This window comes from Pseudonocardia sp. (genome assembly GCF_050250275.1).
Taxonomy (GTDB): Bacteria; Actinomycetota; Actinomycetes; order Mycobacteriales; family Pseudonocardiaceae; genus Pseudonocardia.
The window spans coordinates 1-20,262 of record NZ_JBFWOY010000010.1 but is presented as its reverse complement, the minus strand read 5'-3'; the positions used below and the strand labels follow the sequence as shown (position 1 = coordinate 20,262).

20 protein-coding genes are annotated in these 20,262 nt (G+C 73.5%); 14 read left to right on the top strand and 6 right to left on the bottom strand.

What is annotated here, in order from left to right:
- Window positions 1–2: 2 nt before the first annotated feature.
- Complete coding sequence (locus AB7F12_RS11355) at window positions 3–815, bottom strand: MerR family transcriptional regulator (RefSeq protein ID WP_428497716.1); 813 nt, start codon at window positions 813–815, stop codon at window positions 3–5.
- A 58-nt stretch (window positions 816–873) separates the two neighbouring features.
- Here AB7F12_RS11355 and AB7F12_RS11350 point away from each other — a divergent pair, with 58 nt between their 5' ends.
- A complete protein-coding gene (locus AB7F12_RS11350) occupies window positions 874–2,064 on the top strand; it encodes an erythromycin esterase family protein (RefSeq protein WP_428497717.1) in 1,191 nt (396 codons plus the stop codon).
- Here AB7F12_RS11350 and glgX read toward each other — a convergent pair.
- The gene (gene glgX / locus AB7F12_RS11345) at window positions 2,039–4,144 is read right to left on the bottom strand and encodes a glycogen debranching protein GlgX (protein ID WP_428497718.1); all 2,106 of its coding nucleotides are present in this window, start codon (window positions 4,142–4,144) and stop codon (window positions 2,039–2,041) included. The two genes, AB7F12_RS11350 and glgX, sit on opposite strands and share 26 nt — an antisense overlap.
- Before the next feature lie 101 nt (window positions 4,145–4,245).
- On the opposite strand from glgX, the gene AB7F12_RS11340 reads away from it, so the two are divergent.
- Together AB7F12_RS11340 and AB7F12_RS11335 are read left to right on the top strand one after the other, a co-directional pair.
- Entirely contained in the window at window positions 4,246–5,424 is a 1,179-nt protein-coding gene (locus tag AB7F12_RS11340; protein WP_428497719.1) for a thiolase family protein, read from the top strand.
- Between the two features lie 40 nt (window positions 5,425–5,464).
- On the top strand, window positions 5,465–6,010 hold the full coding sequence (locus tag AB7F12_RS11335) for a type 1 glutamine amidotransferase domain-containing protein (RefSeq protein WP_428497720.1): 546 nt from the start codon (window positions 5,465–5,467) through the stop codon (window positions 6,008–6,010).
- A 53-nt stretch (window positions 6,011–6,063) separates the two neighbouring features.
- Here AB7F12_RS11335 and AB7F12_RS11330 read toward each other — a convergent pair whose 3' ends face one another.
- Complete coding sequence (locus AB7F12_RS11330; RefSeq protein ID WP_428497721.1) at window positions 6,064–6,327, bottom strand: hypothetical protein; 264 nt, start codon at window positions 6,325–6,327, stop codon at window positions 6,064–6,066.
- A gap of 112 nt (window positions 6,328–6,439) precedes the next feature.
- On the opposite strand from AB7F12_RS11330, the gene AB7F12_RS11325 reads away from it, so the two are divergent.
- Complete coding sequence (locus AB7F12_RS11325; protein WP_428497722.1) at window positions 6,440–6,691, top strand: hypothetical protein; 252 nt, start codon at window positions 6,440–6,442, stop codon at window positions 6,689–6,691.
- A 46-nt stretch (window positions 6,692–6,737) separates the two neighbouring features.
- Here the strand turns inward: AB7F12_RS11325 and AB7F12_RS11320 are convergent, their stop codons facing one another.
- Complete coding sequence (locus AB7F12_RS11320) at window positions 6,738–8,558, bottom strand: ABC transporter ATP-binding protein (RefSeq protein WP_428497723.1); 1,821 nt, start codon at window positions 8,556–8,558, stop codon at window positions 6,738–6,740.
- A gap of 80 nt (window positions 8,559–8,638) precedes the next feature.
- Here AB7F12_RS11320 and AB7F12_RS11315 point away from each other — a divergent pair, with 80 nt between their 5' ends.
- On the top strand, window positions 8,639–9,085 hold the full coding sequence (locus tag AB7F12_RS11315) for a MarR family winged helix-turn-helix transcriptional regulator (protein ID WP_428497724.1): 447 nt from the start codon (window positions 8,639–8,641) through the stop codon (window positions 9,083–9,085).
- Window position 9,086: 1 nt separating this feature from the next.
- The gene (locus AB7F12_RS11310) at window positions 9,087–9,659 is read left to right on the top strand and encodes a hypothetical protein (protein ID WP_428497725.1); all 573 of its coding nucleotides are present in this window, start codon (window positions 9,087–9,089) and stop codon (window positions 9,657–9,659) included.
- A gap of 165 nt (window positions 9,660–9,824) precedes the next feature.
- On the opposite strand, the gene AB7F12_RS11305 is transcribed toward AB7F12_RS11310, so the two are convergent.
- Window positions 9,825–10,220, bottom strand: a complete 396-nt coding sequence (locus AB7F12_RS11305; RefSeq protein WP_428497726.1) for an STAS domain-containing protein — start codon at window positions 10,218–10,220, stop codon at window positions 9,825–9,827.
- Between the two features lie 568 nt (window positions 10,221–10,788).
- On the opposite strand from AB7F12_RS11305, the gene AB7F12_RS11300 reads away from it, so the two are divergent.
- Window positions 10,789–11,196, top strand: a complete 408-nt coding sequence (locus AB7F12_RS11300) for an STAS domain-containing protein (RefSeq protein WP_428497727.1) — start codon at window positions 10,789–10,791, stop codon at window positions 11,194–11,196.
- Window positions 11,197–11,283: 87 nt separating this feature from the next.
- On the opposite strand, the gene AB7F12_RS11295 is transcribed toward AB7F12_RS11300, so the two are convergent.
- A complete protein-coding gene (locus AB7F12_RS11295; protein ID WP_428497728.1) occupies window positions 11,284–11,946 on the bottom strand; it encodes a GntR family transcriptional regulator in 663 nt (220 codons plus the stop codon).
- 377 nt (window positions 11,947–12,323) lie between these two features.
- Between AB7F12_RS11295 and AB7F12_RS11290 the strand changes: the two genes are divergently transcribed.
- From AB7F12_RS11290 to AB7F12_RS11260, 7 genes are read left to right on the top strand one after another with little or no spacing between them, the layout of a single operon-like run.
- Window positions 12,324–13,247 carry a dihydrodipicolinate synthase family protein gene (locus AB7F12_RS11290; RefSeq protein ID WP_428497729.1) on the top strand — a complete coding sequence of 308 codons (924 nt, stop codon included), beginning with the start codon at window positions 12,324–12,326 and terminating at the stop codon, window positions 13,245–13,247.
- The gene (locus AB7F12_RS11285) at window positions 13,247–13,909 is read left to right on the top strand and encodes a cyclase family protein (protein ID WP_428497730.1); all 663 of its coding nucleotides are present in this window, start codon (window positions 13,247–13,249) and stop codon (window positions 13,907–13,909) included. Before AB7F12_RS11290 ends, AB7F12_RS11285 begins: the two co-directional genes overlap by 1 nt.
- Window positions 13,906–15,063, top strand: a complete 1,158-nt coding sequence (locus AB7F12_RS11280) for an LLM class flavin-dependent oxidoreductase (RefSeq protein ID WP_428497731.1) — start codon at window positions 13,906–13,908, stop codon at window positions 15,061–15,063. Before AB7F12_RS11285 ends, AB7F12_RS11280 begins: the two co-directional genes overlap by 4 nt.
- Window positions 15,064–15,066: 3 nt before the next feature.
- Complete coding sequence (locus tag AB7F12_RS11275; protein ID WP_428497732.1) at window positions 15,067–16,371, top strand: LLM class flavin-dependent oxidoreductase; 1,305 nt, start codon at window positions 15,067–15,069, stop codon at window positions 16,369–16,371.
- 14 nt (window positions 16,372–16,385) lie between these two features.
- Window positions 16,386–17,108, top strand: a complete 723-nt coding sequence (locus AB7F12_RS11270) for an enoyl-CoA hydratase/isomerase family protein (protein WP_428497733.1) — start codon at window positions 16,386–16,388, stop codon at window positions 17,106–17,108.
- Window positions 17,105–18,421, top strand: a complete 1,317-nt coding sequence (locus tag AB7F12_RS11265) for an MFS transporter (RefSeq protein WP_428497734.1) — start codon at window positions 17,105–17,107, stop codon at window positions 18,419–18,421. Before AB7F12_RS11270 ends, AB7F12_RS11265 begins: the two co-directional genes overlap by 4 nt.
- A 55-nt stretch (window positions 18,422–18,476) precedes the next feature.
- Window positions 18,477–20,012, top strand: a complete 1,536-nt coding sequence (locus AB7F12_RS11260; RefSeq protein ID WP_428497735.1) for an acyl-CoA synthetase — start codon at window positions 18,477–18,479, stop codon at window positions 20,010–20,012.
- Window positions 20,013–20,262 lie beyond the last annotated feature (250 nt).

Genomic DNA, 20,262 nt, shown 5'->3' with positions numbered 1-20,262 from the left:
GGTCAGGGGCGGGGGTCGGCGGTCGCCGCGGCGGATGCCCGCCCCCGGGAGTCGGGAGGGCCGTGCGCGACCGGCGGGGCCGGTCGGTCACCCGCGAGGTGGGCGTCGAGGGTGGCCGCTCCGCGCAGCATCGCCCGGCTGCGGGCGGCGAGGCGGGCGCTCCAGTCGCGCAGGACGGGTTCGAGCGGTTCGACCCCACCCGCCGCGCGGACGTGTGCGACGACGGCCGCGATCTGTTCCAGCCGGTACCCGCCCCGGCGCAGCTGCCCGGCCATGAGGGCGTCGCGGACGTCGGCGGCGTCGTAGACGCGGTAGCCGGTGACCGGGTCGCGGCGCGGGGCGACGATCCCGGCGCGTTCCCAGCGGCGCAGCGTCGCAGGCCGGATGCCGAGCCGGTGCGCGAGCGGCCCGACGAACGTCCGGCCACCGAACCCCTGGCCACCGGACGACGGCTGCGACGGTGCGGGCGGCGGTTCCAGGTCGGCGAGGGCGGTCTCGACCGCGCGCAGCACGGCCCGGTCCTCGACGAGCCGGGCGTGGCTCTCGTCGATCATCCCCAGCGCGGTGTCGACGGCGCCGTCGTTGACCGCTCGCATGATCTCGGCGGCGGGGCCGTGCCCGTGGCCGGGGACCAGGGCGAGGAACGCCGCGAGCGCACTCGCGTGCCGCAGGGTGTAGACGCGGTAGCCGTGCGCGGTGCGACCGGCGGGCGGGAGGATGCCGGCGGCCTCGTGGTTGCGGATCGCCTGGGTGGACAGGCCGTGCGCCCGCGCGAGGTCGACGGGGCGCAACCGTCGTCGAGGGTTCTCGGGCATCGACCTGCCGGAATCGGGTGAAAGTTTCAACCGGGTGTTCAACGATACCGTTGAGGCAATGAGCCCCAGCCCTTCCCACCCCGTCGATGCCGCGTCCGTGCTGGGCCTGCTCGGCCGCCGCCCCCGCGTCCTCGCCCTCGGCGAACCCACCCACGGCGAGGAGGGGCTGCTCGCCCTGCGCAACGACCTCGTCCGTGACCTCGTCGAGCACGAGGGCTACCGCACCGTCGCCGTCGAGAGCGACTGCGTCGCGGGTCTGCTCGTCGACGACCACGTCACGACCGGCGCCGGCGACCTCGACGACATCATGGCGCGCGGCGTCAGCCACGGGTGGGGCGCCCACCCCGGCAACCGGGCGCTGGTGGCCTGGATGCGCGCCCACAACGAGGGCCGCCCGGTCGCGGAGCGGGTGCGCTTCGCGGGCGTCGACGGCCCGCTGGAGATCACGGCCGCCGCGAGCCCGCGCGAGACCCTGACGGCGCTGCACGCCTTCCTCGCCGCCCGCCTCGATGCGGGCCTGCTCCCCTGCACCGCCGGCGCGCTCGACGCCCTGGTCGGCGACGACGCCCGCTGGACCGAGCCCGCCGCGATGCGCGACCCGGCCCGCTCGGTGGGCCGGACCCCCGACGCGCAGGCGTTGCGGCTGCTCGCCGACGACCTCGTCGACCTGCTCGACGCCTGGTCCCCCGGCCTGTGCGCGGCGTCGTCGCCCGACGAGTGGGACCGGGCGCGGCTGCACGGCCGGACCGCCGTCGGGCTGCTGCGCTACCACTCCTGGATGGCCGACACGTCCCCGGCGCGGATCGCGCGGCTGCTCGGGGTGCGCGACGCGATGATGGCGGGGAACCTGCTCGCGGCGGCCGAGCGCGGCCCGGTCGCGGTGTTCGCGCACAACGCGCACCTGCAGCGCGACGAGAGCTCGGTGCGGATGGGCGGGGACCCGGTGCGCTGGTGGAGCGCGGGCGCGATCACCGACACCCGGCTGGGCGCGGACTACGCGTTCCTGCACACCGCTGTCGGCACCATCGCCGCGCACGAGGTGGGTGCCCCGGCCGCCGACACCGTCGAGGGGCGGCTGTCCGCGCTCGGCGCGCAGCGGGTGCTGGCCGACCCGCGCGCGTTCGACCCCGGCACGCCCGCGCGGGTGTCGCCGTGGTTCGGCTACGCCCCGCTCGACCCGGCGCACCTGCCGCGCGTCGACGGGCTGCTGTTCGTGCGCGACGCTAGTAGCGGCACTCCAGCACCGTGACCGACAGCGGCGCGGTCCGCAGCCGGCCACCGGGGGCGGGCCGTCGCCGGTGGGCGGTGGCCAGCAACGGGTCCGCGGTGTCGGCCACGATCCGCCACGTCCGGCCGTAGGACTCGCCGGGCAACGTGAACGTCGTCTGCCGGTGCTCACCGTTGACCAGCAGCAGGAACGAGTCGTCGACGACGGGCTCGCCGACCTCGTCGCGGTCGGGGATGCCGCGGCCGTTGAGGAACACCGCCAGGCTGTGGCGGGTGTGCCAGTCCTCGTCGGTCATCGGGGCCGCGTCGGGGCGCAGCCAGACGATGTCGGCGACGTCGCCGCCGCCGAGGGGACGGCCCTGGAAGAACCGGCGCCGCCGGAACACCGGGTGCTCGGCGCGCAGCCGCACGAGTCCCGCGGTGAACTCGGTGAGCACCTCGTGGCTGCGCGCGTCGTCCCAGTCGATCCAGGCCAGTTCCGAGTCCTGGCAGTAGGTGTTGTTGTTGCCGCCCTGGGTGCGGCCGAGCTCGTCGCCGTGGGAGATCATCGGCACGCCCTGCGAGAGCAGCAGCGTCGTCAGGAAGTTGCGCTTCTGGCGTTCGCGCAGGACGGTGACGTCGCTGTCGTCGGTGGGGCCCTCGACACCGCAGTTCCACGACCGGTTGTGGCTCTCCCCGTCGCGGTTGTCCTCGCCGTTCGCGTCGTTGCGCTTCTCGTTGTAGGACACCAGGTCCGCGAGGGTGAACCCGTCGTGCGCGGTGACGAAGTTGATCGACGCGAAGGGCCGGCGGCCGTCGGCCTCGTAGAGGTCCGAGGAGCCGGAGAACCGGCTCGCGAACTCGGGCAGCACCCCCGGTTCGCCACGCCAGAAGTCGCGCACGGTGTCGCGGTAGCGCCCGTTCCACTCCGTCCACAGTGGCGGGAACCCGCCGACCTGGTAGCCGCCGTCGCCGACGTCCCACGGCTCGGCGATGAGCTTCACCCGGCTGACGACGGGGTCCTGGTTCACCAGGTCGAAGAAGGCCGCGAGCCGGTCGACCTCGTGGAACTCCCGCGCGAGGCTGGAGGCCAGGTCGAACCGGAACCCGTCGACGTGCATCTCCGTCACCCAGTACCGCAGCGAGTCCATGATCAGCCGCAGCGACTCGTGGTGGCGGACGTTGAGGCTGTTGCCGGTGCCGGTGGTGTCGTAGTGGTAGCGCGGGTCCCCGTCGACGAGCCGGTAGTAGGCCGGGCTGTCGATGCCGCGGAACGACAGCGTCGGCCCCAGGTGGTTGCCCTCGGCCGTGTGGTTGTAGACGACGTCGAGGATCACCTCGATGCCCGCCCGGTGCAGGGTGCGCACCATCGCCTTGAACTCCTGCACCTGCTGGCCGCGGGCGCCGGTGGCGGTGTGGCCGTTGTGCGGGGCGAAGAAGCCGATCGTGTTGTAGCCCCAGTAGTTGCGCAGGCCCCGCTCGTGCAGCGTCGAGTCGTGGACGAACTGGTGCACCGGCATCAGCTCCAGGGCGGTGACCCCGAGCGCCTTCAGGTGCGCGATCGTCGCCGGGTGCGCGACGCCCGCGTAGGTGCCGCGCACGTCCGCCGGCACTCGCGGGTTACCCATCGTCAGCCCGCGCACGTGCGCCTCGTAGATCACGGTCTCGTGGTAGGGGATGCGCAGCGGCCGGTCGTCCTGCCAGTCGAAGTACGGGTCGGCGACGACCGAGCGCATCGCGAAGGGCGCGGAGTCGTCGTCGTTGCGCGACCACGGGTCGCCGAACCGGTACCCGAACATCGCCGGGTCCCACCCGACGTCACCCTCGACCGCCTTGGCGTACGGGTCGAGCAGCAGCTTCGCCGGGTTGCAGCGCAACCCCGCGGCCGGGTCGTAGGGGCCGTGGACGCGGTAGCCGTAGCGCTGCCCCGGCCCGACCCGCGGCAGGTAGCCGTGCCACACCAGGCCGTGCCGCTCGGGCAGCTCCACCCGGGTCTCGGTGCCCGCGTCGTCGAACAGGCACAGCTCGATCCGGTCGGCCACGCCCGACCAGATGGCGAAGTTCGTCCCGCCACCGTCCCACGACGCTCCCAGCGGGAACGACTGCCCCGGCCACATCCGCACCCACCCAGGATGCGGTCCCGTGTGGCGGACGGCACGGCGGAGCGGACGCGCCACGACGTACGGTCGAGCGGAGAACCCTGTCCGAGACACCGGGAGCGCCCATGCCGGAAGCCGTCATCGTCGACGCCGTCCGCACCCCCATCGGCCGACGCAACGGGTCGCTCGCCGACGTCCATCCCGTCGACCTGTCCGCCGCCGTGCTCCGCGCGCTCGCCGACCGCACCGGCATCGACCCCGCGCTGGTCGACGACGTCGTCTGGGGCTGCGTGAACCAGGCCGGCGACCAGGCCGCGCAGATCGGCCGCTACGCCGTTCTCGCCGCCGGCTGGCCCGAGACGGTGCCCGGCGTGACGATCAACCGGGCGTGCGGGTCGAGCCAGTCCTCGCTCGACTTCGCGGCCGGCATGGTGATGGCCGGCCAGTACGACCTCGTCGTCGCCGGCGGGGTCGAGTCGATGTCGCGGGTGCCGCTGGGCGCCGGCCGCGACCTCGGGCGCCCCTTCGGCCCGCTGGTGCGCGAGCGCTACGCCGACGACCTGACCTCGGGCGAGTTCCCCGGCGGGGACTTCAACCAGGGCGTGGGGGCCGAGCGGATCGCGACCGCGTGGGGCCTGTCGCGGGCCCGGCTCGACGAGTACGCCTCCCGCTCGCACGCCCTCGCCGCCGCGGCCATCGACTCCGGCGCGTTCGCCGGGCAGCTCGTCGAGATCCCCGGCAAGCCGGAGTTCACCGCCGACGAGGGCCTGCGCCGCGGCACCTCCCCCGACACGCTCGCGACGCTGAAGCCGCCCTTCCGTGAGGACGGGGTGATCCACGCGGGCAACGCCTCCCAGATCTCCGACGGCGCCTCCGCCGTCCTGATCACGACGCCCGAGCGCGCGAAGGAGCTGGGGCTGACCCCGATCGCGCGTTACCACGCGGGCGCCGTCAGCGGGGCCGACCCGCTGATGATGCTCACCGGGCCGATCCCTGCGATCCGCAAGGTGCTGGCCCGCACCGGCCTCGCGATCTCCGACATCGGCGCCTTCGAGGTCAACGAGGCGTTCGCGCCCGTCCCGCTCGCCTGGCAGATCGAGCTGGGTCTCGACGACGCCGACGGCAAGTACCTCAACCCCCTCGGCGGGGCCATCGCCGTCGGCCACCCCCTCGGCGCGTCGGGCACGATCCTCATGACGCGGCTCGTGCACCACATGCGTGCCAACGACATCCGCTACGGCCTGCAGACGATGTGCGAGGGCGGCGGCACCGCCAACGCGACGATCGTCGAGCTCGTCGCCTGAGCCGGGTTTGCCCGCCACGGTGGCGGGCACGCCCGGCCACATGAGCGGAACACTCGAAGGACTGCGGATCGCCGTGCTCGCCACCGACGGTGTCGAGGAGGTCGAGCTCGTCGAGCCCCGCAAGGCCGTGGAGGCGGCCGGGGCGACGACCGAGCTGGTCTCCCTCGACGACGGCGACATCCAGGCCATGAACGGCGACATCGAACCCGCGGGCACACACCCGGTCGACCGGGTCGTGTCCGAGGTCTCGGCCGCGGACTACGACGCGGTGATCCTGCCCGGCGGCACCGTCAACGCCGACCGGCTCCGTCTCGACCGCGACGTCCTGACGTTCGTGCGCGAGTCCTTCGCCGCCGACCACCCGGTGGCCGCGATCTGCCACGCCCCCTGGACCCTCGTCGAGGCCGACCTGGTGAAGGGGCGGACCCTGACGTCGTTCCCGAGCCTGCGCACCGACATCCGCAACGCCGGCGGCACGGCCGTCGACGAGGAGGTCGTCACCGACGGCCGGCTCACGACCAGCCGCAACCCCGACGACCTGCCCGCCTTCTGCGAGCGGATCGTCCAGGAGTTCGCGGCGGACTGAGCCTGGGAGCGGCGATGGTCGCGGTGGCGACCGTCGCCGCCCACGGCTGCTGGTCAGCCCTTCCTGATCAGGCGGACCACGGCCCGGTCGAGGACGTCGCGGGAGCGGCCGTCGACCGAGCCGTCCTCCGACGTCACGTCCCCGACCCGGCGCGGCGGGATGGCGAGCCGGCCGATCCTGGTGCGCACCAACGGGTCGGTGATGATCGCGCCGCGGTCGTCGGAGTAGCTCCAGCCCGTGCCGCGGCGCTGGCGGGTCCAGCCGGGGCCCGCGGTGTCCGAACGGGTCAGGCCGTGCGGGAGGTCGTCGTCGGGCACGGGCGTCCCGTACCCGCGGGCCGGGTGGGTCAACCCGGCGCGGTGGCGGCCGACGGGTGAGAATCGGGTGGGGGCCGCAGTGTGGCGGTCATGACCCGTGGAGGACGTGACGGTGGCTTCCGACGTGAATCTGGCCCCGACGCTCGCGCCGTTCATCGTGTGGCTCGCGGCGCGCGAACCCGACGACCATGTCCGCCGGCGGCACCTGTCGATCGTGGAGCAGTACCTGATGTGGACGCGGGAGGCGCCGGCCGGGCGCCGTCGCGAGCTGTTCGAGGCCGCCTGCGTCGAGCGGGGCGCCCGGCGCGACCACGTCGCCGCCGCGCTGGACCGGTTCGCCGAGTACACGGCGGCCCGGGGCTGAGCCCCGGTCCGGGCCGGGCCGGCCGGGCCGTCGACGGCGCCCCCGGTCAGGCCGCGGCGAGGGCGGCGTAGCGGCCGTCGCGGGCGAGCAGCTCGGCGTGCGTGCCGGCCTCGACGACGCGGCCGTGGTCGAGGACCGCGATGCGGTCGGCGTCGCGGACCGTGGAGAGCCGGTGGGCGATGGTGATGGTCGTGCGACCGCGGGTCAGGGTGTCGAACGCCTGCTGGACCGCGCGTTCGGTCTCGGTGTCGAGTGCGCTGGTGGCCTCGTCGAGGACGAGGACCCGCGGGTCGCGCAGCAGCGTCCGCGCGATCGCCAGGCGCTGCTTCTCCCCGCCGGAGAACCGGTGACCCCGGGAGCCGACGACGGTGTCGTAGCCCTCGGGCAGCGACGCGATCAGGTCGTGGACCTGCGCGGCGCGCGCGGCCGTCTCGATCTCGGCGTCGGTGGCGTCGGGCTTGGCGTGGCGCAGGTTCTCCCTGACCGTGGTGTGCAGCAGGTAGGTCTCCTGGCTGACGGTGCCGACGATCGCGGTGAGGTCGGCCAGGCGCATGTCGCGCAGGTCGACGCCGTCGATCGTGATCCGGCCACCGGTGGGGTCCTGGAGGCGGGCGACGAGTCCGGCGAGGGTGCTCTTGCCCGATCCGGTCTCGCCGACCAGTGCCAGGGTGGAGCCGGCGGGGATGTCGAGGCTCACGCCCGCGACGGCCGCGGTCGCACTGCCCGGGTAGGCGTAGGTGACGTCGGAGAACCGGACGTGGCCGCGGGCGCGGGCCGGGTCGACCTCGACCGGGTCGGCGGGGTCGTCGACGTCGACGGGCAGGTCGAGGTACTCGAAGATGCGCGCGAACAGGGCGAGCGAGCTGACGATGGAGACGCCGACGTTGAGCAGCCCGGTGATCGGCCGGAACAGCCCGGCCTGCAGTGTCGTGAAGGCGATGAGGGTGCCGATCGTCATCGTCGTGGGCGAGACGGGCAGGCCCGCGCCGACGTAGATGATCGCGGGGACGGCGGCGAAGATCACGTTCATCGAGGCCATCCGCCAGCGCCCGGCGAGCTGGGAGCGCAGCTCCAGGTCGGTCAGCCGCTCCGAGGACCTGGTGAAACGTTCGACGACGGCGGGCCCGGAGCCCATGGTCTTGCTGAGCTGGACCCCGCTGATCGAGAGGCCCTCCTCGACGGTGACGTTGAGGTCGGCCAGCTCGCGCTGCTGGGCGGCGGTGATCGCACGGCGCATCCGTGCGACGCGGCGCGTCAGCAGGATCGCGGGCGGCATGACGACGAGGGAGACGAGGAGGAGCTGCCAGGACAGGACCGCCATGGCGACGATCGTCGCGACGGCGGTGGTGAGGTTGGCGGCGATCGAGGTCGCCGTGGAGGTGACGACGGACTGCATGCCGCCGATGTCGTTGGTGATCCGCGACTGCACCTCGCCGGTGCGGGTGCGGGTGAAGAAGGCGATGGACTGGCGCTGGAGGTGCCCGAAGACGTCGGTGCGCAGCCGGTGCATGACCTGCTGGCCGACGCGGGTGCTGATCCAGGTCTGCACGACGCCGAACGCCGAGGTCAGCGCGGCGACGCCGACCATTCCGGCGGCGAGTGCCACGAGGAGCGCGACGTCGCGTGCGGGCAGCGCCGTGTCGATGACGGCGCGCAGCAGGAACGGTGAGGCCATGCCGACGATCGACGAGGCGACGATCATGGCGACGACCACGGCCAGCCGGCTGCGGTAGGGCGTGAACAGGCGGCCGATGCGGCGCAGCGACACCTCGCGCGCCTGGGCCTTCTCGGCCGCGGTGACGGTGCGGGCGCCGCGACGCGGACGGTCCTCGGTGCCGGCGGTGCTGCCGCTGAGCGTGGGTTCCAAGCCGGACCCCTTTCGATCGAGACTTACTGAGGTTACCTCAACATGAGGCGACAACACGACCTGGTGCTAGTTTTGTTCCCGTGACCGCTGCGCCAGGCCCGGACTCCCCCGCCGAGCCCGCCCACGACGACGCGCTCGCCGAGACCTTCTGGGCCGTCGCCCGCAGGCTGCGCAGGCTCTCCAAGGACGCGCTCGCCCCCTGGGAGGTCACCCCCGGCCAGTCCCGCGCCCTCGGCGTCCTCGCCCGCAGCGGCGAGATGCGCCCCGGCGCCCTGTCCGAACACCTGCGGATCGCGCCCCGCTCGGCCACCGAGGTCGTCGACGACCTCGAGGACCGCGGCCTCGTCGAACGGTCCCCCGACCCCGCCGACCGGCGTGCCACCCTCGTGCGCGTCACCCCCCGCGGCCGCCAGGTCGCCGACGGCATCCGCGCCGCCCGCGTCGCCGAGGCCGAGGAGTTCTTCCGGGGTCTCGACGCCCACGACCGCGCCGAGCTCGCCCGCATCCTCGGCTCCCTGCGCGACTGACGTGCCCGCTCGTCGACGGCTGCGCGGCTGGATCGCGCTCCTCGCCACCCTCGCGATCGCGGGCACCATCGCCTGGTGGGCCCAGCGCACCCCGCTGCCCGACCGCGCCGCGTTCGAGTCGAAGGCCGCCTCCCAGGTCGGCTCCCGCGAGCGCGCCGCCGTCACCGCCGTGTGCGAGGAGCCCCACGAGGACGGCTGGGGCTGCCTGCTGCGCGACGATGCCGGCCGCTACGGCTGGCTCAGCGCGTCGGTGACCCGCAAGCCCCGCGAGGACAAGTTCGACAGCGCCTGGAGCACCTTCTGGACCTGGGGCTTCGAGGTCGATGCCGCCGGCCGCTACGACAAGGTCCTCGACCCACCGCAGCCGATCCGCGACGAGAGCCTGCTGCTGGGCGCGGCGCTACAGGCGCTTCGCGCGGTGGGCACCGTCGACATCGTCGCCTTCGACTGCCCCGACCTCCCCGCGCGCGGCACCGTCACCTGCGCCGGGCAACACCCGATCCCGGAGGCGACGATCACCGACGCCGGCGACGGCCGCCGCCACGTCCGCTTCACCGTCCCGCTCCCACCCTGACCTCCGACCGGCGCAACCGTCGATCGGCGGCCTGCGGTTCACCGACGTGTCCGGCGTCGCCGCGCGCCCCGGTGGTCGACCGCGGCAGCCACGTCGTCATGCGGACGCTCACGCTCACGCAGGTCGACACCACCCTCGACCGTCAGGGCTGACGCCCGCCGGGGATCACGACGCGGCGGCCAGGTCGGCCTCGTCGGCGGTCACGGACTCGTCCGAGAGGACATCGACACCGAACGAGTCGAGGACCTCGACCACCAGTCCCGGCAGGACGTCGCGACGCTCGTCCAGGCCCACGACGGTCATCGTCGCCTCGGCGCGGCGGGCCAGGTACTCCGTGCGGTGCAGGACCCGCAGGCCGTCCGCGTCGATCCGCGACACCGACGAGAGGTCGACGAGCAGGCTCCGCACTCGCCGGCAGTGCACGAGCGCGGGCGCGAGGAGCTGGACCTCGACGCTGCGCAACAGTCGCGTCGCCGTCCTGGCGTCGAGCGGGCCCGCCACCCGCACCAGCACGACGTCGTGCTCCGGCTTGTCCACCGCGATCTGACTTCCCTGGTCCACCGCTGCCTCCACCCTCCACGCCACCCGAGCCGGATGCGAACGGCCCGACGGAAGATGATCACCGCATTCCGGGTGTCCCAAACCTCCTCCGCCGACGACTTCGCCACTCCGCCCGCCGAGCTCGACGGACTCGGCGCACCGACGAGGTCCGCACCCCCTCAGGGCACGCCGAGGGGGTGGAGCTGTTCTCCTGCCGGACGAGTGGGGCCGGGGCCGCCGGTGGCCGGTCCTGCTCGGCACCGTCACCCGCACCGGGAGGGCCCCCGACCCCGGAGGCGACGATCACCGGCGCCGGTGCCGGGTGCCGCCGCGTCCGGTTCACCGTGCCCGTGGCGCCGCGAGGACCGCGGCTGCCCTGCCGCCCGGGCCCGGGCGGCCGACCGGGGCACACCCACAGGCCTCCGACCGGCGCAACCACCGGTCCATCCCGCGCGCGTCGCGGCCCGCGCGGATATGGTCCTCACGCGTCCGGTGGTCGAGCAGCGTGCTTCCGGCTTGCCGTACGCCCGCGCCCGCGACCGGCCCGCCGACCCCAGCGGCAGAACGCCGGACCCCCGAAAGGACTCCCGTGCCGCCCGCGACCCCCGACCCCCTGTCCGTCGACGGCGACGGCCTGCGGTTCACCGACGTGCCCGGTGCCCGCCCCGGCGCGCTCGGCCGGGCCTCGCTCTCGCCCTCCGAGCAGGTGCTCGAGGTTCGCGGCGACGTCGACGCCCCCGAGGCCGCCGACCTCGTCGCGGCAGGTGTCGCCGTCGTCGACGACGGCGCCGACCTCGTCGTCGACCTGCGCGCCGTCACCTTCCTCGGCTCCCGCGGCATCAGCGCGCTGCTGCGCGTGCACCGCCATGCCGGAGCCGCCGGCCGCCGGATGCGCGTGATCGTCGACCGCGGCAGCCACGTCGTCATGCGACCGCTGACCCTCACCCAGGTCGACACCACGCTCGACCTCGTCGACTCCCTCGACACCCGGGACTGAACACCCGCCCGTCGATCAGTGCGCGGCGGCCGGGGCCCGCGTCGTCGGCCGTCACGGCAACCGGCCGGACGTCGGGTTCGGCGGGGCTCAGGCCGTGGAGCTGTTCTCCTGGCGGACGAGCGCGGCGATGCGCACGTCGCGGGTGCGTTCGAGGTGCGCGCGCAGCACGGTGCGGGCGCGGTCCTGGTCACCGTCGGAGATGGCCTCGAGGACCTCGGCATGCTCGTCGTCGGTCGACTCGAGGTTCGGATTGCGTGACATGTCGATGCTGTCGTAGAGCGCGAGCTGCAGGGCCAGCTGTTCGAGGATGCCGGTGATCGTCGGGTTGTGGCAGGCCTGCCGCAGGACGGCGTGCCAGCGCCCGTGCAGGGCGCGGCGCTCGTCCTGGTCGCGGGCACCGCGGGCCTCCTCGTCGACGTGGCGCAGCCGGGCCAGGTCGAGGGCGGAGCGGTGGGCGGCGGCGGACGCGGCGGCCTCCGCCTCGAGCGCGATGCGGGCCTGGTAGATGTCGACGACCTCGGGCGCGGTCAGGGTGCGCACGTGCGGGCCGCGTGGGCCGCGCACGACGAGACCGTCGCACTCCAGCCGCAGGATGGCCTCGCGGACGGGGGCGCGGCCGACCCCGAGGCGGGCGGCGAGTGCGGTCTCCAGCAGAGTCGTCCCGGGCGGGAGCGCCCCGCCGACGATCTCGTCGCGCAGCACGAGGTACTGCGACTCGGCGGCGTTGCCTGTCGGCACGGGTGCGGCCACGGATCCCCCTCACCGGCGGACCGTGAGGTCCGGCTCGACATCGACGCGGCACAGAGTACGGGACGTGTGCGCACAATCCCGCCGACCGGTCAAGCACGTAGACGCGCGTACACGCGCGTCGACACGTGTCTTGCACATGGCGCGGCCCTGACTTAATGTCGCGGGCGACCCCGACGACGACGGCGAGGAGAAATCGTGAGGTTCTCCCAGCGCAGCGTTCTGTCCCGGCCGCGCGACACCCGCGGTGACCGCGGCTGCCGAAGCTGTCGTCCCGGTCCCCTCCGCGGCTGACCGCCGCCGCCCGCGCCGCCGAGCCGGGCCGCTCGCCGTCCGTGACCCGTGCCGGTCCGGAACCCTTCCCAGAGAGGTACCCCTTCATGTCGGCTGACGTCGTGCTGCGCCGTGGACTGGTCGTGGCAGCCCTGACCCCCTTCGTGGGGACGAGTGTGCGGGTGGACAAGGCGCGGTTCGCCGCACAGATCGACGTCCTCGCGGATGCCCGGCCGGTCGCGGTGACCGTCGGCGCCGTGGAGAGCCAGGAGTTCCAGGTCCTGACCAAGGCTGCCCGGCTGGGGCTGGTCGACGCCGCCCGCGAGGGTCTGCCCGGGGACGTGCCGGTGCTGGCGGGGGTGTCGAGCGCGTCGCTCACGGAGTCGATCGCGCTCGCGTCGGAGATCGCGAAGCGGGGCGCCTCGGTGGCGGCGGCGGTCGCGAGCCCGAAGCCGTGGGGCGCAGCCCCGACACCCGACGAGGCCCACCACTGGTTCGCGACGCTGGCCGACGAGAGCCCGATCCCGGTGCTGCTCTACAACAACCCGCGCCTGGGTGTGGACCTGTCTGTCGACACCATGGCCCGCATCTGCGCCCACCCGAACGTCGTCGCGATCAAGGAGACCTCACGCGACGAGCAGAAGCTGCTCGGGCTGATCAACCGCATCCAGGGCAGCGCGCACGTCTACACGAACATGGAGCTGCTGCTCTCGACGCTGGTCCTCGGCGGCAGCGGCGCCATGCTGCCGACGTCCGGGCTGCCGATCGCGACCCGGCTCGTCGAGGCGTTCGAAGCGGGCGACGTCGCCGGGGCCGCGAAGCTGCAGCTGTTCTTCTCGGAGTTCCCGGGCCGCTGGACGGGGCTCGGGTTCCTGCCGGCGGTCAAGGCGGCGGCCGGTCTGATGGGCTGCGACCTCGGCGAGCCGGTGTGGCCCTGGTCAGGTCTCGACGACACCGCGCGCGCCGAGATGCGTGAGTTCCTCGCGAAGTGGGACCTGCTCGACCACTTCGCCGCCAAGGAGGCTGCCTGATGGCACTGCTCGACATCTCCCACCAGCTGTGGCCGGGGATGCCCAAGATCCCGATCCTGCCCGAGGTCGAGCGCCACCAGGTGGCCTCGATCGCCGACGGCGCACCGCTCAACATCAGCGCGATCACGCTGGCGCTGCACGTCGGCACCCACATCGACGCGCCGGCGCACGCGGTCGACGGCGCGAAGACGATCGACGAGCTGCCGATCGAGCGGTTCGCCGGGTCGGCCGTCGTCGCGAAGGTGGACCGCAAACCGGGCGAGGAGATCACCGTCGACGACGTGCTCGCCGGCGGCCCCGCTCCCGGGCGCGGCGAGTTCCTGCTGGTCGCGACGGGATGGAGCGAGAAGTTCCGCTCCGCCGACTACGCCGACCACCCGAGCCTGTCCCCCGAGCTCGCCACCTGGTGTGTGGAGCAGGGGGTGCCGTTCGTGGGCGTCGACATGATCACCCCCGACCTGCCGGTGCACCGCCGCGGCGCGGGCTTCGACTTCCCCGTGCACCGCACGCTGCTCGGCGCCGAGGTCCTGATCGCGGAGAACCTCACCAACCTCGACGCCGTTGCGGGACAACGGGTCCACGTGCACGCCTACCCGCTGGCGATCCGTGGCGGCGACGCCGGGCCTGCCCGCGTGGTCGTCGAGACCGGAGCCGCGCGATGAGCCGCGCCCTCGACCCCGTCCCCGGGCCGCTCGACTTCCCCGACAGCCCGCTCTCGCGCGCGGCGCGCCAGCCGCTGATGCTCGGGCTGTTCCTGCCGCTGCAGACGGGCGCGTTCTCGCAGTCGACGCTGCCGCGGGCCACGCGGTGGGACTTCGAGTACAACCGCCACCTCACCCAGCTCGCCGAGGCGTCGGGCTTCGAGTTCGTGTTCGGGCTGCAGCAGTGGATCGGCAAGGGCGGCTTCGGCGGCGAGATGAACTACCGGGAGAACTTCCTGGACCCGTTCATCTCGACGATCGCCCTGTCGACGGTGACGACGAACATCCTGTCGATCTCCACGGTCCACGTGCTCTACGGCAACTGGCACCCCATGCACCTGGCGCGCTTCGCCGCCACGGCCGACCACATCGCGGGCGGGCGTTACGGGCTCAACATCGTCACCGGCTACGCCGCGGGCGAGCCGCCGATGTTCGGCATGGACCGCATCGACCACGACCGTCGCTACGACATGGCCGACGAGTTCACCTCGATCCTCTCCGACCTGTGGAACGGCCGCGAGAACCTCACCTACGACGGCGAGTTCTACTCCCTGCGCGACGCCTACGTCTCACCGCGACCGAAGTACGGCCGGCCGATCCTGGTGGCGGCCAGCGGGTCCCCGGCGGGCTACGACTTCGCGGGCCGCCACGTCGACATCGTGTTCACCGCGAGCCCCGCGGGTGCCGATTTCGACGGTGCGATCGACGCGATGCCCGAGCACGTCGCGAAGATCAAGAACGCGGCGCGCGCGCACGGGCGCGAGGTGAAGGTCATCATCTTCCCACTGGTCATCTGCAGGGAGACCGACGCGGAGGCGTTCGCCTACCGCGACGAGATCGTCGCCCACGCCGACACCGGCTCGCTGGTCAACTACCACGCCCGGCACACCTCCGGCGACGCCCAGGCCTGGCCCGAGCACGTACTGGCCGACCGCGCGCTCGGCGGGCACCTCCAGATCACCGGTGGCCCGGAGCGGGTCGCCGACGCGCTGGAGCGGCTGCACGCGGCCGGGTTCGACGGCGTCCAGCTCGGCTTCTACGACTACGAGCCCGAGCTGGCGTTCTTCACCGAGGCCGTCGTCCCGCTGCTCAAGGCGAAGGGCCTGCGGGGGTAGGGCGTGGAGATCATCCTCACCGCCACCGTCATGGGCCTGGGCATGCACCACGGCTCGTGGCGCCACCGCGACGGCGACCCGTTCGACTACGTCGACCCGGACCATTACGCGCACATCGCGCGGACCGCGGAGGCCGGGGCGCTGCACGCGATCTTCCTCGCCGACACCCTCGACGTCAGCGAGGAGCGCTTCGCCCGGCCCAACCTCGGGGCGCTCGACCCCGCGGTGACGCTGGCGGTGATGGCCGCCCACACCGAGCGGATCGGGCTCGTCGGCACCTCGTCGACGACGTTCAACGAGCCGTTCAACCTGGCCCGGCGCTTCGCGAGCCTCGACCACATGAGCCGCGGCCGGGCGGGCTGGAACGCGGTGACGACGTTCGTGCCCGCCGTCGCGGGCAACTTCGGCGGGGCCCCGCTGCCGGCCCACGACCAGCGCTACGCCAGGGCCCGGGAGTTCCTCGACGTCGTCATCGGGCTGTGGGAGAGCTGGGAGCCCGGCGCGACCGTCGGCGACAAGGCGACGGGCACGTTCGTCGACCCCGCCCGCGTGCACACCCTCGACCATGTCGGCGAGCACTTCTCGGTCCGCGGCCCGTCGACGCTGCCCCGCTCGCGCCAGGGCCGGCCGGTGATCTTCCAGGCCGGGGCGTCGGAGGGCGGGCGCGACCTGGCCGCGCAGTACGCCGACGTCGTGTTCACCGCGCAGAACACCATCGAGGCCGCGACGGCGTTCCGCACCGACGTGCGGCGCCGGGCCGTCGGGTACGGCCGGTCCGCGGACGCGGTGAAGGTCGTCCCCGGGCTGCTGCCCGTCGTCGGCAGCACCACCGCGGAGGCGAAGGCGCGCAAGCAGGAGCTCGACGAGCTGCGCGGCGTCGGGCCGGAGCTGGAGAAGCTCGCGCTGCGGGTCGGCGTGCCGGTCGCGGCGCTCGAGCTCGACGCGCCCCTGCCCGTGGACCTCATCCGGGCCAACGACGCCTTCCGCGGCTCGCACGGCTTCCGCGACGCCGCCGTCGAGCTCGCGACGCGGCAGGGCCTCACGGTGCGCGAGCTGCTCTACGCCAACGGCGGCGGCCACCAGCAGGTGGTGGGCACGCCGGAGGAGATCACCGACACGATCGAGACGTGGGTGCAGGCCGGCGCGGTCGACGGCTTCAACCTCATGATCGACAGCTTCCCGTCGGGCCTGGAGGACGTCGTCGACCACGTCGTCCCGTTGCTGCGCAAGCGATGTCTGTTCCAGCACGAGTACGCGGGGTCCACCCTGCGCACCAATCTCGGCCTCCCTCCCCTTCCCTCCCCCTGACCCGGAAGCGACCCATGACAGAGCCCGTGCTCTACGACGTCACCGACGGCGTCGCCCGCGTGCGGTTCAACAGACCCGACCACGCCAACACGATCACCTACGCGACGATGCAGGCGTTCCTCGCCGGCCTCGAGCGGGCCCACGCCTGCGGCGCGACCGTGCTGGTCGTGTCCGGCAACGGCAACGACCTGACGCTGGGCCGTGACAAGGGCGAGCGCGTCGCCGGCGTCACCCGCGCCGACAACCTGCGGCTCATTCTGCGCGCCAACGAGCTGCTCGCCGGCTTCCCCGGCATCAGCGTGACGGCCGTGCGCGGCCGTGCCCTCGGCTTCGGCACCGGGCTGGCGCTGCACTCCGACATCGCGATCGCCGCCGACACCGCGACCCTCGGGTTCGACGAGCTGGCGGCCGGGCTGCCGCCGCTGGTCGTCCTCACCTACCTGTACCGCCACGTCACCCCCAAGGCCGCCGACGACCTCGTCCTCACCTCGCGCAAGGTCGGCGCGGCCGAGGCGCTGCGGCTCGGCCTGGTCAGCCGCGTCGTCGCCGAGGCGGACCTGGACACGACGGTCGAGCGGACCGTCGCCGAGCTGGCCGGGCGGGACGCGTCGGCGCTGCGGCTGCTCAAGGAGTTCGCGGGCGAGGCGAAGTCGGCCGAGCAGCGTCCGGCCAAGGAGTTCGGCGAGTACGCGGTGGAGCGTCTCGTCGCGTGGATCGAGCGGGAGACCCACTCGTGAGTACGGAGATGGCAGCCGCGCCGAAGACGGCGCCGAACACGCGGCGCGCGAACTTCGCGTCGGCCTGGCTCGGCTGGATGCTCGACGGGTTCGAGACCTACGCGATCGTGCTGGTCGGCAGCCTGGTCGTCGCCGACCTGGTCGGCAAGGGCGCCTCACCCATCTACTTCGGCACGATCCTCGCCGTCCAGCTGATCGCCTGGGCCGTCGGCGGCCTCGCGTCGGGCGTGCTGATCGACTACTTCGGCCGCCGCAAGGTGCTGATGGCCTCGATCCTCACCTACGCGATCGCGACGGGCCTCGCCGCGCTGTCGCCGAACTTCGCGATCTTCCTGGTCCTGCGGATCATCGCCGGCCTGGGCATGGGCGCGGAGTGGGGTCCCGGCAGCGCGCTGGTCGCCGAGACCTGGTCCGACCGCACCCGCGGCCGTGGCATCGCGCTGCTGCAGTGTGCGTTCGGCGTCGGCTTCCTGGTGGCGACGGCCGTGTTCTGGTTGCTCGGCCCCACCGACCCGGGCACCTGGCGCTGGCTGCTGGCCATCGGCGCCCTGCCCGCGCTGGTCGTGCTGTTCGTCCGGCGCCGGGTCGGAGAGTCCCCGATGTGGGAGGCCGCCGACGCCCGCCGCCGCGCGGCCACCGCCCGCGCGGCCTCCGGGGAGATCCTCGACGAGCACGAGCGCGCCCTGACGGTCTTCACCCTGCGCCGGCTGTTCAGCGAGCCGGAGAGCCGGCGCAGGATTCTGACGCTGCTGGCGTGCTCGACGGCGAGCCTCGTCGGCTGGTGGGCCGTCTCCACCTGGGTGCCGCAGTACGCGGGTGCCGCGGTCAAGGCCGCGGGCGCGGCACCGACGACCACGACGCTGATCGTCGTGGCCTACAACGTCGGCGGCGTGCTGGGCTGGCTCGCGTGGGGCGTGCTGGCCGACGCGATCGGGCGGCGCTGGGCGCTGTGGTCCTACTTCGCGGGCGCGCTGGTGCTGACGTGGGTGCTGTTCGGCGTCCAGTACTCCTCGCTCGGACTGCTGACGCTCGTCGTCGCGGTCAACGGGTTCTTCACCCTCGGGCAGATGGGCTGGATGGCGACCTACCCGGGCGAGCTGTTCCCGACGAGCCTGCGCGGCAGCGCGATCACCGTCGTGTTCAACATCAGCCGGGTGTTCGCCGCGGCGGGCGCACTGCTGGCCGGCGGGATCGTCGGCGGCTTGGGCGGGATCTCGACGGCGGCGCTCACCATCGGCTCGATCTATGTCCTGGGGCTGGTGTTCGCGCTGGTCGTGGGCCCGGAGACGAAGGGGAGGCCGCTCCCGGGCTGACCCCGCGAGTGGCGAGGGTCGCCGCGCGGGCCGCGCGCCGCATAACCTCGCCGTCGTGCACCCCGGCCGGTTCGCCGCTCTCACGCCCCACACGCCCGCGGTCGTCATGTCCGACACGGGCGAGACGCTCACCTACGCCGAGCTCGACGAGCGCTCACGGCGGCTCGCCCGCGTCCTGTTCGACGCGGGGCTGCGCCCGGGCGACGACGTCGTCGTGCTCTCCGAGAACTCCCCGCGCTGCTTCGAGGTGTACTGGGCGGCGGTGCGCAGCGGCCTCTACGTCACCGCGGTGGACTTCCACCTGCAGCCCGCGGAGGCGGCCTACATCGTCGACGACTGCGACGCGACCGCCCTGGTCACCTCGGCCGCGCAGGCCGCGACGGCGACCGCGATCGTCGACGGCACGCCGCGGGTGCGGCTGCGGCTGGCGTTCGGCGGCGCGGTGGCGGGGCACGACGACTACGAGTCCGCGCTGGCCGGCGCGTCTGCGGAGCCGGTGCCCGGGAACCCGCCGCGCGGCAAGGACATGCTCTACAGCTCCGGGACGACGGGCCGCCCCAAGGGCGTGCAGCCGCCGCTGTCGGACAAGGGGATCGACGACGGCCCGGATCCGCTGCTGGCGGTGTTCGGGCCGGTCTACGGCTTCGACGCCGACACCGTCTACCTCTCCCCCGCGCCGCTCTACCACGCGGCGCCGTTGCGCTTCGGCGCCATGGTGCACGCCGTCGGCGGCACCGTCGTCGTGATGCCGCGCTTCGACGCGGAGTCCTCGCTGGCCGCGATCGCGCGCTTCCGCGCCACGCACAGCCAGTGGGTGCCGACGATGTTCGTGCGGATGCTCAAGCTGCCCGACGAGGTCCGCGCGCGCCACGACGTGTCGTCGCTGAGGGTGGCGGTGCATGCGGCGGCGCCGTGCCCGGTCGAGGTCAAGCGGCGGATGATCGACTGGTGGGGGCCGATCCTGCACGAGTACTACGGCTCGACCGAGGCCCTCGGGGTCACGATGATCGACTCCCACGAGTGGCTCGCGCATCCCGGCTCGGTCGGCCGCTCCCGGCTCGGCGTGCTGCGGGTGTGCGACGACACCGGCGACGAGGTGGCGATCGGCGACACCGGGCTCGTGTACTTCGAGCGTGAGACGCTGCCGTTCAGCTACCACAAGGACTCGGACAGGACGGCCGAGGCGCAGAACCCGAAGCACCCCAACTGGGGCACCAACGGCGACATCGGCCACGTCGATGCCGACGGCTACCTCTACCTCACCGACCGCCGCGCCTTCACGATCATCTCCGGCGGGGTGAACGTCTACCCGCAGGAGATCGAGGACGCGCTGGCGCTGCACCCCGCCGTCCTCGACGTCGCCGTCATCGGGGTGCCCGACGACGACCTCGGTGAACGTGTGACGGCCGTCGTGCGCGCCGCGCCCGGCGCCACCCCGGGACCGGACCTGGCCGAGGAGCTGCGGGGGTTCCTGCAGGAGCGGATCTCGCGGCGCAAGGTCCCGCGCCAGGTCGACTTCGTCGACGAGCTGCCCCGCACCGAGACGGGCAAGCTTCGCAAACACGTCCTGCGCGCCCACTACGCCCGCTGACCGGTCCCCGCGTCGTCTGCGCCGACGACCCCGGCACGCCGTGCCGACCACGTGGCGGCGACCGTCACGGAGAACCTGCGCGCCGACCCACCGGCACGCACGAACGGCACGGTCGCGTGGGCGGGGTGGATTCGTGGGGTCGTGGCAACACTGCTGTTAGTTCGGTGTGGGCAACACGGTAGCGAGACGTTGGGCTGGGCTGTCCCAGCCCAACGTCTCCCGCGGTCGGCCGTTGAGCTCCGCCGCGACG

What these genes read in the sequence shown, in the direction of transcription:
- AB7F12_RS11350 (WP_428497717.1), top strand. Translation starts at nt 874, where the DNA reads ATGAGCCCCAGCCCTTCCCACCCCGTCGATGCCGCGTCCGTGCTGGGC.
- AB7F12_RS11280 (WP_428497731.1), top strand. Translation starts at nt 13,906, where the DNA reads ATGAGCCGCGCCCTCGACCCCGTCCCCGGGCCGCTCGACTTCCCCGAC.
- AB7F12_RS11355 (WP_428497716.1), bottom strand. Translation starts at nt 815, where the DNA reads ATGCCCGAGAACCCTCGACGACGGTTGCGCCCCGTCGACCTCGCGCGG.
- AB7F12_RS11335 (WP_428497720.1), top strand. Translation starts at nt 5,465, where the DNA reads ATGAGCGGAACACTCGAAGGACTGCGGATCGCCGTGCTCGCCACCGAC.
- AB7F12_RS11290 (WP_428497729.1), top strand. Translation starts at nt 12,324, where the DNA reads ATGTCGGCTGACGTCGTGCTGCGCCGTGGACTGGTCGTGGCAGCCCTG.
- AB7F12_RS11285 (WP_428497730.1), top strand. Translation starts at nt 13,247, where the DNA reads ATGGCACTGCTCGACATCTCCCACCAGCTGTGGCCGGGGATGCCCAAG.
- AB7F12_RS11340 (WP_428497719.1), top strand. Translation starts at nt 4,246, where the DNA reads ATGCCGGAAGCCGTCATCGTCGACGCCGTCCGCACCCCCATCGGCCGA.
- AB7F12_RS11270 (WP_428497733.1), top strand. Translation starts at nt 16,386, where the DNA reads ATGACAGAGCCCGTGCTCTACGACGTCACCGACGGCGTCGCCCGCGTG.